This window comes from Leuconostoc citreum, from assembly GCF_004354555.1.
Lineage (GTDB): Bacteria > Bacillota > Bacilli > Lactobacillales > Lactobacillaceae > Leuconostoc > Leuconostoc citreum.
The window spans coordinates 580996-593609 of record NZ_PUFH01000005.1 but is presented as its reverse complement, the minus strand read 5'-3'; the positions used below and the strand labels follow the sequence as shown (position 1 = coordinate 593609).

Below are 12614 nucleotides of genomic sequence, written 5' to 3'. Positions count from 1 at the left end.
AAACACTGAGATTCGCTCAGTGTTTTTTATTTGTAATCAACAGCGCAGGGTGGTTATTTTTAGTGGTTAATATTGATTGCTTATCTTTTTGTAATTCTGATAAGAGACGCTTAGCGTCACTATCAGACAATTCTTGATGATAGGCACCAATTGTGAGAAAATAGCGGTCAGCCATATCATAGAATTGGATTGAGGCAGAGACACCGGGTTTTTGGCGTAATTTATCTTGAATAGTTTGGACTGTTATCATTTGTTGGACGCTTTTATTATTCGAATTGTGCATCGTATAATTTCTTATAAATACCTTTATTTTTTAGTAGTGTATCGTGAGTACCGGATTCAGCTACTTGACCCTCATCCATCACAATAATTTGATTAGCTTTATGAACAGTACTCAGACGATGTGCAATCACAATAGAAGTTTTGGTGACCATTAGATTATCTAATGCATGCTGAATGGCCTTTTCAGATTCATTATCTAGTGCCGCGGTTGCTTCATCTAAAATGACAATTGGTGCATCCTTTAACAAGGCGCGTGCAATGGACAGTCGTTGCTTTTGCCCACCTGAAAGTTTAATACCACGTTCGCCAACGGGCGTGTCTAGCTGTTGTGGTAATTGTGAGATAAAACTGGCAATGTCAGCTAATTCAGCAGCTCGCCAAATAGCTGCTGCGTCGGTTGGTTGACTGCCATAGGTAATGTTATCACCGATTGTGCCATCAATAATTGTAACCTCTTGGCTCACTACGGCAATATTTTGACGTAAATCTTTTAGGGCAAATGACTTTATATTTATATTATCAAAAGTAATGTGCCCGCTAGAGCAATCATATAAACGTGTCAGTAATTTGACAATAGTTGATTTTCCGGAACCGGATCGGCCAACTAATGCAGTAGTTTGACCAACTGGTATAGTCAGAGATACATTTTTTAAAGCGTAATCAGTACCTGATTGATAATCAAAGTTAACATCATGAAGTTGAATACTGGTAGAAAGCGGCAGTGGAAATGGCGCCGGTTGCGTAATTTCTGTAATCGTCGGCGTATAGCTTAGGATATTTTTAATGCGATCATAGGATACTTGTGCTGTTTGGAAGACGTTCATGAGCATTGAAAATGAACGAATAGGATCTTGTAACATAGTAACGTAGGCTAGATAAGCCACTAAGTCACCAATAGTCATCTGATGGTTCATCACTAATAAGGCACCGAACAATAGTACGGTAGCTGTACCAATGGTATTGATTAAGGTAACCAACGGTTGAAAAATAGCTTGCCACTTAGTTGCAGTATGGGAGTATGTGTTGGATTCGTTGGCGATGGATTCAAATTTTTGCGTTTCGGGTATTTCAGTAGTATACGATTTAATGAGTTCAATTTCGGTGAGTGTTGCTTGTAGTTGATTATTAATTTTACTTTGGGCGGTACGAACATTGGCAAATGACTCGCGAATCCGCGTCCGGAAAAACCGTATCGTAATGAATAGAATAGGAAAAGTCACAGACACTAGTGCTGCCAACTGCCAATTTTGCCAAAATAAGAAGCATAATACGCCGACAAAAGTAAATAAATTACCAATAATGCCAAAAGTATTCGCACTGATTAACATTTGTAGGTTGCTAATATCGCTAGTGAGTCTGACCATTAAATCACCAGTCTTAGTATCTTGAAAAAAAGCATAGTCTTGCTTTAAAATAAATTGGTAAGTTTTAATACGTAATTCAGTAATGGCGCGTTGTGATAACATTTGCATCATATAAGTTGAGGCAAATGTTATTATGCCAAGTAAAATTGTCGTCAAAATTAATAACGTAACATTGCGGTACAGCTCAGTTGTGATTGAATGTGGTAGGGCATGATCAATAATATTTTTTGTAAACTGTGGCACAACAAAATTTAAGCCAGCCATCATCGTCAAAAGCGCAACGTTAAGGGCTACAAGACCACGGCGCTTTAAAACGGACCCGAATACAAAACGAATCATTTCGCTAGTTGTGGTGTCAGAGGCTGCTAGTTGTTCTTTAATTTGAGAGGGGCTCATTCGCCCAGGTCCATTTATCATAATGGCATTATTATACGCTAATTACGTTATAAATGTTTTTTTAATGTTTGAGGCTAGTTAAAATAATATAGCTTCCATATAGTAATAAACCTGTTAGATAAAGCCAACCAATGATACGCCACCATTTGATGTGGCGCTTTACAGTAGGTCGTCGTCCCATATTACAATACTCCGATTGTTATTTTATCCTAATATAATCTGATTATATGACGACTGTGTAACAATAAGGGATTGTTTAGAAAATAATATGTTTTTTTAATATTTCTTAATAAAAAGGCAGCTTGATTTAACAAGCTGCCTTTTTATAATGATGCCGCTGACAGGAATCGAACCTGCACGAGATTGCTCTCATACCGACCTGAACGGTACGCGTCTGCCAGTTCCGCCACAGCGGCATTACTCATTCATTATACTAAAAAAAGTATTAAAATAAAAGATTGACTTTAATTAAAGATATAGTAACATGAAAATAGTGACTTGAATTGCAATAAAGTTTGTTTTTTTGTTCTAAAATTGATTTTATTTTAGCTTTTTTGCGAATTATTGTCATTATTCAGCTGTTTTTTTTCTAAATGTTCGTTAAATTGTTGACGTCTATTTTGAAAATTGTTTTTTATTAAGGAAGGATGTGCGCTAGCACGAAATTATGGCAAAAACTTATAATTTTTCTGCGGGTCCTGGTGTTTTGCCAGATGAAGTCATTACCCAGATTAAGCAAGAATTCGAACGTAACGAACACACACATATGAGTATTATTGAAATATCTCATCGATCCGCACAATTTCAAGCCATAGTTACCGAAGCTGAGCAAAAGTTGCGTGAGTTAATGGCTATTCCAGAAGACTATGCCGTTATATTTTTGCAAGGCGGTGGGTCAACGCAGTTTGAGATGATTCCACTTAATTTTGCAACAAATCAGTCACATATTGCCATTCTTGATTCGGGCAACTTTGCAGCTAAAGCAAGTGAAGCAGCAGAAATGTTAGGGAAACAAGCCACAGTATTGAACAGTACAAAGGGAATAAATTATCAAAAACTACCAATTTTACCCGAACATTTCGACCCTGAACTTTACGATTATTTGCATATTGTAACTAATAACACTATCGAAGGCACAACATTTCATCAGGACAATTTGCCAAGTACAACAGGCCGACTTGTAGCCGATATGAGTTCCAATATTTTAGCTGAACCCTATGATATTAACGCATTTGATGCTGTCTTTGCTGGTGGTCAAAAAAATCTTGGCCCAGCTGGTGTGACAGTTGCCATCATTAAAAAAGACTGGTTAGCACAGCAAGATGTACGTCATGTTGGACCGATGATGCGCTATCAAAATCATATTGACAAACAATCCATGTATAACACATCACCAGTGTTTTCAATTTATGCGCTTAACCTTGTATTGGATTGGGTTGTTGCGCAAGGCGGTGTCACTGAAATGCATCGGCGCAATCTAGCAAAAGCCCACAAACTCTACGCCTTCTTAGACCAGTCGGATTTTTATACAGCTCCGGTTGAAACAACTGCACGTTCATTAACCAACGTGGTATTTACCACAGGCGATTTGACACGCGACAAAATGATTGCTAAGCGTGCTGAGTCAGAAGGACTATTTAATTTGAATGGTCACCGCTCAGTTGGTGGCTTTAGAGCATCTCTGTATAATGCACAATCTATGGCAGCTGTTGACGCATTGATAACATTTTTGAAGAAAGTTGAAAAAGAGCAAGTATGACAAATATTAAAACATATAATGCCATTAGTGCAAAAGGCTTAAACTATTTAACAACTCATGGCTATGAAATTGATACCACTGAAGAGCCGAAAGCGATTCTGTTACGTTCTCAAAATTTGCATCAGGAAACTATTGCTGATAGCGTGCGTGCAGTTGTCCGTGCTGGCGCCGGCTTTAATAATATTCCCGTTGATGAGTTGTCAAAACGCGGTATTGTTGTCTTTAATACACCAGGTGGCAATGCTAATGCTGTGAAAGAATTAACTATTGCGTCATTGATTTTAGCTGCCCGACCAGTAGTTGGCGCTATTGGTTTTGCTAATGAGACACGCGGTGGAGATGTGTCATTGCGAACAGAAGTGAATAAAGGTGGTTATCGCGGTACAGAATTAGCAGGCAAAACATTAGGGGTTATTGGTTTAGGTAATGTGGGTTCGAAAGTTGCAAATACGGCTTTAGCATTAGATATGGATGTTATTGGCTATGACCCTGGTTTGAACGCCAATACAGCTTGGCGTATTGACCGGCATATTGCACATGCTAAAAGTGTTGATGAAGTGTTGCAACAATCAGATTATGTTACAGTTCACATCCCACTAACTGAAAAAAACAAATTCTTTATTGCTGCTGATAGCCTTTCAAAAATGAAGCCCGGCGCTGCGTTACTGAATATGTCTCGTGGCGGAATTGTCGATGATTTGGCAGCTAAAGCGGCATTGGATCAAGATAAGTTACGTGTCTACATTACAGACTTTGCCGATGAAGCCTTATTCGATCATCCCAAAGTGATTATTACGCCACATATTGGTGGGTCTACTGTAGAAGCAGAAGATACTAGTGCTTTAATGGCTGCTCGCCAATTAGACACATACTTAACAACAGGGAATATTGTCAATTCAGTTAATTACCCGGATATTAATGAGCCGTTTGTAACAAAATACCGCGTGGGCATTATCCATGAAAATGTTCCTAATATGATTAGCCAAATTTCAAAGTTTTTTGGTGACAATGGGATTAACATCGAGCAATTAAGTAATCGTGCTGTTGGCGCTTACGCCTATACGTTGGTTGCAATTAACGATTTCACAGATGAACAACAAGCGTATGTTAAGACTGCTTTGGATGAGATTCCACATGTTATTTTGACACGACGCTACTTGAATGAAGATTATTGAGGAGTAAAATGATGAAAGATTTACAAGAAGCAGCAATAATCAAACTAGCAGAACGTGGTGTGACCATTGATGATATAGCCGATGGTACACGCATATTTCTGTCAGAAAAGTATAAAGATGCTGTTGACGACACGACATTGATGTCATCCATTGCAAAAGTGTTGCACAAGGACGAAGTAGCTGACATCATTTTGACAGCGCTTTATCTTGATGAACAAGCTGAAACAATGCCAGATAGTCAACCTCTAAAAGCACGGTTACAGCGTGATGCGAATGGACACAATGTTGATGAAATTTTAGCTATTGCGATTACCCAACAGTTTTCAGCAGCAGCAACAGTCCATTATGGTCTATTAGATGATCTTAAGCCAGGATTAATTGGCGAAATTAATGATCGAACCGATACGATTAATGTTTACCTAGATGATATTCTAGCTGCTCTAATTGCAAGTGCTGCGATGACATATCTGGAACTGCTTGGTGGTAATACTTATTAAGTTGATTTCAAAAATAATAAAGTAGCAAAGGCTTTTTGTGTTAAATTTATCACTAAAACTAGTCATTGTTACTTTTTTTTGTTAAAATTAAAATTATATTGACAATTTCAAGGAGATGTTAACATGTCAGGACATAGTAAGTGGCATAACATCCAGGGCCGAAAAAATGCCCAAGATGCTAAGCGTGGTAAAATTTTCCAAAAACTAGCACATGATTTATATGTGGCTGCAAAAGCTGGTGGCGCCGACCCAGAAATGAACGCTTCGTTGCGTTTAGTTGTTGAAAAGGCTAAATCTGCTAATATGCCAAAAGACAATATCCAACGTGCGTTAGATAAGGCTTCAGGTGCTGGTGGCCAAAAGTTTGAAGAAGTAACTTATGAAGGTTATGGGACAGCTGGTGTAGCCATTTTGGTTGAAACATCAACTGACAATATCAATCGTACAGTATCAAGTATTCGTAACTCATTTAAGCATTTTGGCGGTGCTTTAGGAACGACAGGTTCAGTCGCATTTCAATTTGATCGCAAGGGCTATTTGGCTATTAATCGTACGGATTTTCCTGATCTTGACGAAGACACGGTGCTAGAAGCCGCATTGGAAGCTGGCGCGGAGGATGTACAGACACAAGATGAAGTGTTTGAAATTTATACAACGCCAGCTGATTTTCAAACTGTTGAAGCTGCTTTGACAGCTGATGGTTATGTTTTTGAAGAAGCAGAAGTAACGATGATTGCACAAAATCCAGCTGAAATTTCTGATGACGATCGTGACAAGCTTGATAAGCTAGTCGATGAGTTAGAAGAAAACGAAGATGTTTTGGCAGTTTATACAACGGCTGATTGATTCGTATATAAAAAGCACTATCTTGATCAAGATAGTGCTTTTTATTATGACCGTGCTTGTGCAGCTTTAATTAATTGCTGTGCAAACGCATTGAGTGTCAGTGTATCTTTTTCGTCTGGTCTGAGGTTAATTTTAACCCCTTCAGCACCTTTAATGGCATGCGTCTTAGCAAATTGGGCTTCGAATTTTGGAACGGCAACGCAGAAATCATCCAAGTAATAGGTGTCTCCAGAACCTGCAACGCCATAAATGACATTATCTAAATCAACATCGGCTAATTCTTCAAAGAAGTCTAAGCCCTCATCAGGTAATGAACCATTATCATAGGTGTAGGGCACAACGACAGCAATATCACTTTCTGCTAACTCTTCTACCTCAGTCTGTGATATTTCTGTTTTTTTGACAGTCACATGGGCAGCTCTTAAGGCCGTGATGATAACATCAGCGACATCCTCATTGTTTCCGGTGATTGTTGCATAAACAACGTGTGCATTCATAACTTATCGTTGACCATACATCGTTTGTTATGGCCATCCTCCCATTAATATATTACTTTCCATTATAAGGCAAGATGACTTAAAAAAGTATCATCATACTTCGTGAAACAAAACACGAAATGTGACGGTTTGTTGACAAAACTATAAAAAGGCTTTACAGCGCCTATTCAAGGCCTTAATATAAGGAATGGAAAAATAACATAAAAAACCGCGACTTCTTGATAGATTTGCGACCGCTTAGGAGATTACAAATGATACACCAGTTGTTGGCTGAGTTCATGGGCACAGCCCTAATGATCATTTTTGGTGTTGGCGTACACGCTGACGAGGTATTAAACCGGACGAAATATCACGGTTCAGGGCATATTTTTGCGATTACGACTTGGGGATTTGGTATCACAATTGTGCTATTTGTATTTGGGGATGTGTTTATTAATCCAGCAATGGCGATGGTTCAGCTGGTATTGGGCAAAATAGATATAACTTATTTTTTAATTGTTAGTGTGGTCGAAGTGTTAGGGGGAATTGCGGGTTCTTTAATTGTTTACGTGATGTATGCTGACCAATTTAAATTATCAGAAAAAGATATTGATCCAGTCATTGTCCGCAATATTTTCTCAACTGCGCCAGCTATTCGCAACCTACCACGTAATTTCTTTGTGGAAGCTTTTGCGACATTTGTGTTTTTGACTAGTATTCTAGCCATTTCAGCAAGAGCAGGTCATGTACCAGGAATGGTGCCATTAGCCATTGGTTTTCTTGTTTGGGCAGTTGGCATGGGAATGGGTGGCACAACTGGCTTTGCAATGAATCTAGCGCGAGATATGGGGCCGCGTTTGGCCTATGCCATGTTACCATGGCAAAATCGCGCAGATGCTGATTTTAAGTATGGTGTCTTGGTACCAGGACTAGCACCTTTTGTTGGTGCCATTTTTGCAGCACTGTTTTCAAAATATTATCTAGGTCTCTAGTGAGACCTTTTTATTTACAATTCAGTGGACCTGTTTGTACTTGAATTTTGCCGTCCCTTCGTTATAATTAAAGTATTAATTTATTTTTTAGAGAGAAGATATTATGACACTAACAAAACAGCAGTATGATGCATTAAAAACGGCTTTTGACAATGGTATTTTAGATCATGATGCAGTGGCTAAGGAAGCATTAGCGCTTGTATTAACAGAAATCAACCCAAAGTAATTGTTGCACAACGGTGTGAACAGTGCTAAAATAATCACAATAACGTTGATAAGGACAACTGGACTGTTTGCAATTTTTAAGAGAATCCATGTTTGGTGAAAATGGGTAATTTGCACGGAAAAGACTACCTTTGAGTAGTGGTAAGTAAGTTTTGAAAACCATTCGGGTGACACCGTTAGCTGTCATTTAAGTCGCACTTTATGTGCTAAACTTGGGTGGTACCACGGTGAAACGTCCCTTTGAGTCGCATGACTCAAGGGGACGTTTTTGTTTTTATAAATGTCAGAAACGTTTGCATTAAAACAAACGTCAAATGAAAGGAATATTGTTAATATGTCAGAAATTAGTCTTACTTTTCCAGATGGTGCCGTTAAAGTTTTTCCCGAGGGGACGACACCTTTAGCTGTTGCAGAAAGTATATCAAAGTCATTAGCCAAAAAATCTGTATCGGCTAAGTTGCATGGGGCTTATGTGGGTATGCACGACATGATACCAGCATCAGGCGATTTCCAATTAATTACGACTAGTGATGATGAAGCAATATCATTATTGCGTCATGCTGCTTCACATTTATTGGCACAAGCCTTGAAGCGGATACCAAAGTTTGCTAATATGCATTTTGGTGTCGGACCATTTATTGACAATGGTTTCTATTATGACACTGACAATGGGGCTGGTAACCAGGTTTCTGTGGAGGATTTCCCTGAAATCGAAGCTATGATGCATAAAATAGTTAAAGAAGATTTGCCAATCGTATCACGTGAAATTACCCGTGAAGAAGCGTTAAGCATGTTTGCGGAAGATCCTTATAAAATTGCGTTAATCTCTGATTTGCCAGAAGATGAAAAAATTACGATTGCGGTTCAAGGGGATCATATCGAATTGGATAAAGGGGGCCTGGTGCCATCTACTGGCTGGATTAAGCATTTTAAGTTGACTTCTGTTGCTGGTGCCTACTGGCGTGGAAAATCATCCAATCCGATGATGCAAAGAATCTACGGTGTTGCTGAATGGAAGCAAGCAGATGTTGATGCTGAAATTCAACGACGCGAAGAGGCAAAAGAACGCGATCATCGTACGATTGGGCGTGACATGGATTTGTTCTTTACTAGTCAAGAAGTCGGCTCTGGCTTGCCCGTTTGGTTACCAAACGGTGCAACGATTCGCCGTCAGGTAGAACGCTATATCATTGATAAAGAATTAGCTAATGGTTATCAGCATGTGTACACACCAGTTTTGTCAAATTTGAACTTATACAAAACTTCAGGCCATTGGGATCATTATCGTGAAGATATGTTCCCACCAATGGACATGGGCGAGGGAGAATTTTTAGAATTACGACCAATGAATTGCCCATCACATATCATGGTTTTCAATCATAAGCCACGATCATACCGTGAGTTACCAATACGTATTGCCGAATTAGGCATGATGCATCGTTATGAAAAGTCAGGTGCTTTAACAGGGCTATCACGTGTTCGCGAAATGACGCTTAACGATGGTCATACATTTGTTGAACCAGAAAAGCTTGAAGAAGAATTTAAATCAATTTTGACGATGATGATGGGCGTTTATCGTGACTTCAATATCACTGACTATCGTTTCCGCTTGTCTTATCGTGATCCTGAAAATACTGAAAAATATTTTGATGATGACGATATGTGGGAAAAATCTCAAGCACAGTTGAAACGTGCCATGGACGATTTGAAATTGGATTACTATGAAGCAGAAGGTGAAGCTGCTTTCTACGGACCAAAGTTAGATGTTCAAACGAAAACAGCTTTGGGCAGTGAAGAAACGATGTCTACTATTCAATTAGACTTCCTATTGCCAGAACGATTTAATTTGACATATATTGGCGCAGATGGCCAAGACAATCATCGCCCTGTGATGCTCCATCGTGGTATTGTTGGAACGATGGAACGTTTCACAGCGTACCTTATTGAAATGTATAAGGGCGCTTTCCCAACATGGTTATCACCATTACAAGTGCAAATTATTCCGGTTAACCTTGGTGCTCATGGCGATTATGCTAATGACATTCAAGCACAGCTACAAGCTGCGGGACTTAGAGCACACGTTGAAACAAAAGATGCTAAAATGGGTTATTTGATTCGTGAAGCACAAACTAATAAAATCCCATATACATTAGTATTAGGTGATTCGGAAGTTGACGGACAGACAGTTACAGTACGTAAGTACGGTGAAGAAAAAACAAGAACAATGCGTTTTGCAGATTTCCAAAGTGAAATTCTAGCTGATGTTGCCAATTACTCACGTCCAGTAAATGACTAACTAATTGATTTGTAAAGCATTGAACACAAAGTCGTTCAGTGCTTTGTACATAGTGTGTTAAACGTTAATTGTAGTATAAAGAGGAGATATTTTTTTATGTCAGAAACAACAGAAGACAATGGTCAACCTGCCAAACGAGGTTTACAAAATCGGCATGTGCAGCTTATTGCTATTGGCGGTACTATTGGGACTGGGCTATTTATGGGGGCAGGGAATTCCATTCATTATGCTGGCCCAGCAATATTACTAGTCTATTTGACCATTGGTTTATTCATGTTTGTGATGATGCGGGCGGTTGGTGAATTACTTTATGCCGACCCTACCCAACATACATTTATTACTTTTATAACGAGATATATCGGCAATCGTACCGGCTTTTTTGCGCGTTGGTCTTATTGGCTAACGATTGTCTTCATGGGCATGGCGGAATTAACAGCTGTTGCTAAATATATTCAATATTGGCTGCCAGGTATGCCCAGTTGGCTTATTCAAATTATCATGCTTGTAGTACTAACAAGTGTTAATTTAGTTGCCGTGGCACTTTACGGCGAAACTGAGTTCTGGTTTGCTATGATCAAAATTGTTGCCATACTTGCTTTGATTGTGACTGGTATCATTATGGCATTAACAGGTTTTAAGACCCCAGTGGGCGATGTTGCGTTTAGTAATGTCTGGCAACATTTGTCGCTTTTCCCAAACGGCGTTGGTAATTTTATTAATGCCTTTCAAATGGTCATGTTTGCTTTCGTTGGTATGGAATTTATTGGTATGACCACAGCAGAGACAGATAATCCACGGGCTGTTCTACCTAAGGCAATTAACCAGATACCTTGGCGTATTTTGTTTTTCTACTTAGGTGCCTTGTTTATTATTATGACAATCTATCCTTGGCAAAAAATTCCCGCTGATCAGAGCCCATTTGTTATGGTTTTTCAATTAGCTGGTGTTAAGTGGGCGGCTGCATTAATTAATTTTGTGGTGTTAACCAGTGCAGCATCTGCATTGAATTCAGTATTGTTTAGTGCAAGTCGTAATTTTTATGCTTTGTCTTTTCAATCGAAATCTGCCTTTTTAAAGCCTTTTAGAAAAATGTCTAAGACACAATTACCAACCAATGCGGTTCTTTTCACGGCATTGATGGTTGGCTTTTCAGCGGTTATATCAGTTGTTCCGGCAGTGACCAACGCATTTAGCTTTGTCACAAGTGCTTCAACAGATTTGTTTTTGATGATTTATATTTTGATATTGATAGCCTACATGAAATATCGTAAGTCAGATCGTTATATGCCAGATGGCTTTCTCGTGATTGCACCACGTGTGTTAGTACCATTAGCAATTGTGTTTTTTGCCTTTATTTTTGTGACGTTATTCTTTAACCCGGATTCCCGCGTGCCAGCAATTGGCGCAACATTATGGCTAGTTATCTTTGGTTGGATAGCTTCCCGCCAGCCTAAAACGTTAAAAAAATAATCTTTAATATAAAAGCTATTCAATTTAAATTTAGATTGAATAGCTTTTATTGATTATGATAAACTAGAGGCATTGCAAAAAAAGGGGACGCAAGGCATGAATAATAAAATTTTGAATCTCAGTATTATCCATTTGGTTGTTTTCCTATTTTTCCTATTCGTTCATACCACACCAACACGTTTTACTTTTTTGAACTGGAATGTTTTTTTAGCTTTACTACCATTTGATTTTGCCGTCATTGTTTCGATTGTTCCAAGCCGACTTCTAAAGTGTTTGTTTGGTGTATTGTGGCTATTATTCTTTCCCAACACCATGTATATGATGACGGATTTTATTCATCTCTATGCCATTGGTTCTGATTTGAGCCAAGCGGGACAGTATTTCAATTATGCTATTTTAGCGACGGGCATATTTATTGGCGTTGGCTTGGGGGTCTTGAGTTTAGAAATTATGACACGAGCAGTTTTTCATCGTCATGTTCACCTCACTTATTTTAGTATTACCGCACTGGTATCAGTATTATCTGCTTTAGGGATATATATTGGACGGTACCTACGCTTGAACTCCTGGGATATTTTTGTGAATTTTCATGTTGTTTTACGTAACATCGCCATGTCAATGGGTTACCACATGTTTACTTTTGTCATTTTATTTGCTGGCGCCCAGTTTGCCGTCTTGGTAGTATTTCACTATGGTATTCGCATGATTAAATTAGAGCAAACTCAAGCTTGACAATAACTTAATAGTAAGATAGAATAATAACTGTTGAACAAGTAGGAGCACCCGCTTCTCGCCAAGTGATTGTGTTGCTTGGCAGATACAGTTATCCGTATGGA

12 protein-coding genes, 1 tRNA gene and 1 other annotated feature are annotated in these 12614 nt (G+C 38.8%); of the genes, 9 read left to right on the top strand and 4 right to left on the bottom strand.

Annotated features, from left to right (window positions below):
• Nucleotides 1–16 precede the first annotated feature (16 nt).
• The 3 genes from C5L21_RS07260 to C5L21_RS07250 all read right to left on the bottom strand — a co-directional run bounded on the left by C5L21_RS07260 (nt 17) and on the right by C5L21_RS07250 (nt 2458).
• Nucleotides 17–250 carry a hypothetical protein gene (locus C5L21_RS07260; protein ID WP_223245999.1) on the bottom strand — a complete coding sequence of 78 codons (234 nt, stop codon included), beginning with the start codon at nt 248–250 and terminating at the stop codon, nt 17–19.
• A 16-nt stretch (nt 251–266) separates the two neighbouring features.
• The gene (locus C5L21_RS07255; RefSeq protein ID WP_133286230.1) at nt 267–2063 is read right to left on the bottom strand and encodes an ABC transporter ATP-binding protein; all 1797 of its coding nucleotides are present in this window, start codon (nt 2061–2063) and stop codon (nt 267–269) included.
• Nucleotides 2064–2374: 311 nt separating this feature from the next.
• Nucleotides 2375–2458: transfer RNA gene (locus C5L21_RS07250), tRNA-Leu, on the bottom strand.
• Between the two features lie 251 nt (nt 2459–2709).
• Here C5L21_RS07250 and serC point away from each other — a divergent pair.
• The 4 genes from serC to C5L21_RS07230 all read left to right on the top strand — a co-directional run bounded on the left by serC (nt 2710) and on the right by C5L21_RS07230 (nt 6319).
• Nucleotides 2710–3801: a 3-phosphoserine/phosphohydroxythreonine transaminase gene (gene serC, locus C5L21_RS07245; RefSeq protein ID WP_004904228.1), complete on the top strand. Its 1092-nt coding sequence runs from the start codon at nt 2710–2712 to the stop codon at nt 3799–3801.
• On the top strand, nt 3798–4976 hold the full coding sequence (locus C5L21_RS07240; RefSeq protein ID WP_004900387.1) for a 3-phosphoglycerate dehydrogenase family protein: 1179 nt from the start codon (nt 3798–3800) through the stop codon (nt 4974–4976). The genes serC and C5L21_RS07240 overlap by 4 nt, the downstream gene beginning before the upstream one ends.
• Nucleotides 4977–4984: 8 nt before the next feature.
• Nucleotides 4985–5473 carry a phosphatidylglycerophosphatase A gene (locus C5L21_RS07235; RefSeq protein WP_004900384.1) on the top strand — a complete coding sequence of 163 codons (489 nt, stop codon included), beginning with the start codon at nt 4985–4987 and terminating at the stop codon, nt 5471–5473.
• 123 nt (nt 5474–5596) lie between these two features.
• Nucleotides 5597–6319 (top strand): YebC/PmpR family DNA-binding transcriptional regulator, encoded by a 723-nt coding sequence (locus C5L21_RS07230; RefSeq protein ID WP_004900382.1) that lies wholly within the window; start codon nt 5597–5599, stop codon nt 6317–6319.
• A 44-nt stretch (nt 6320–6363) separates the two neighbouring features.
• Here C5L21_RS07230 and C5L21_RS07225 read toward each other — a convergent pair whose 3' ends face one another.
• Nucleotides 6364–6816: a flavodoxin gene (locus tag C5L21_RS07225; protein WP_133286229.1), complete on the bottom strand. Its 453-nt coding sequence runs from the start codon at nt 6814–6816 to the stop codon at nt 6364–6366.
• A 251-nt stretch (nt 6817–7067) separates the two neighbouring features.
• On the opposite strand from C5L21_RS07225, the gene larD reads away from it, so the two are divergent.
• The 5 genes from larD (at nt 7068) to C5L21_RS07205 (ending at nt 12510) form a co-directional block, all read left to right on the top strand.
• Nucleotides 7068–7787: a D/L-lactic acid transporter LarD gene (gene larD, locus C5L21_RS07220; RefSeq protein ID WP_004900379.1), complete on the top strand. Its 720-nt coding sequence runs from the start codon at nt 7068–7070 to the stop codon at nt 7785–7787.
• A 103-nt stretch (nt 7788–7890) separates the two neighbouring features.
• Entirely contained in the window at nt 7891–8013 is a 123-nt protein-coding gene (locus tag C5L21_RS09585; protein ID WP_004900377.1) for a hypothetical protein, read from the top strand.
• Between the two features lie 36 nt (nt 8014–8049).
• Nucleotides 8050–8255 (top strand) — a binding site (T-box leader).
• Between the two features lie 91 nt (nt 8256–8346).
• Entirely contained in the window at nt 8347–10308 is a 1962-nt protein-coding gene (gene thrS, locus C5L21_RS07215) for a threonine--tRNA ligase (RefSeq protein WP_004908108.1), read from the top strand.
• A 96-nt stretch (nt 10309–10404) separates the two neighbouring features.
• A complete protein-coding gene (locus C5L21_RS07210; RefSeq protein WP_004900372.1) occupies nt 10405–11778 on the top strand; it encodes an amino acid permease in 1374 nt (457 codons plus the stop codon).
• A 96-nt stretch (nt 11779–11874) separates the two neighbouring features.
• Complete coding sequence (locus tag C5L21_RS07205; protein WP_004900370.1) at nt 11875–12510, top strand: DUF1361 domain-containing protein; 636 nt, start codon at nt 11875–11877, stop codon at nt 12508–12510.
• Nucleotides 12511–12614: the final 104 nt, after the last annotated feature.

Excerpts from the sequence above, each read along its gene's own strand:
- C5L21_RS09585 (WP_004900377.1), top strand. The coding sequence starts at position 7,891 with ATGACACTAACAAAACAGCAGTATGATGCATTAAAAACGGCTTTTGAC.
- C5L21_RS07210 (WP_004900372.1), top strand. The coding sequence starts at position 10,405 with ATGTCAGAAACAACAGAAGACAATGGTCAACCTGCCAAACGAGGTTTA.
- C5L21_RS07230 (WP_004900382.1), top strand. The coding sequence starts at position 5,597 with ATGTCAGGACATAGTAAGTGGCATAACATCCAGGGCCGAAAAAATGCC.
- C5L21_RS07255 (WP_133286230.1), bottom strand. The coding sequence starts at position 2,063 with ATGATAAATGGACCTGGGCGAATGAGCCCCTCTCAAATTAAAGAACAA.
- C5L21_RS07205 (WP_004900370.1), top strand. The coding sequence starts at position 11,875 with ATGAATAATAAAATTTTGAATCTCAGTATTATCCATTTGGTTGTTTTC.
- C5L21_RS07225 (WP_133286229.1), bottom strand. The coding sequence starts at position 6,816 with ATGAATGCACACGTTGTTTATGCAACAATCACCGGAAACAATGAGGAT.
- C5L21_RS07260 (WP_223245999.1), bottom strand. The coding sequence starts at position 250 with ATGATAACAGTCCAAACTATTCAAGATAAATTACGCCAAAAACCCGGT.
- larD (WP_004900379.1), top strand. The coding sequence starts at position 7,068 with ATGATACACCAGTTGTTGGCTGAGTTCATGGGCACAGCCCTAATGATC.
- thrS (WP_004908108.1), top strand. The coding sequence starts at position 8,347 with ATGTCAGAAATTAGTCTTACTTTTCCAGATGGTGCCGTTAAAGTTTTT.
- C5L21_RS07240 (WP_004900387.1), top strand. The coding sequence starts at position 3,798 with ATGACAAATATTAAAACATATAATGCCATTAGTGCAAAAGGCTTAAAC.
- C5L21_RS07235 (WP_004900384.1), top strand. The coding sequence starts at position 4,985 with ATGATGAAAGATTTACAAGAAGCAGCAATAATCAAACTAGCAGAACGT.
- serC (WP_004904228.1), top strand. The coding sequence starts at position 2,710 with ATGGCAAAAACTTATAATTTTTCTGCGGGTCCTGGTGTTTTGCCAGAT.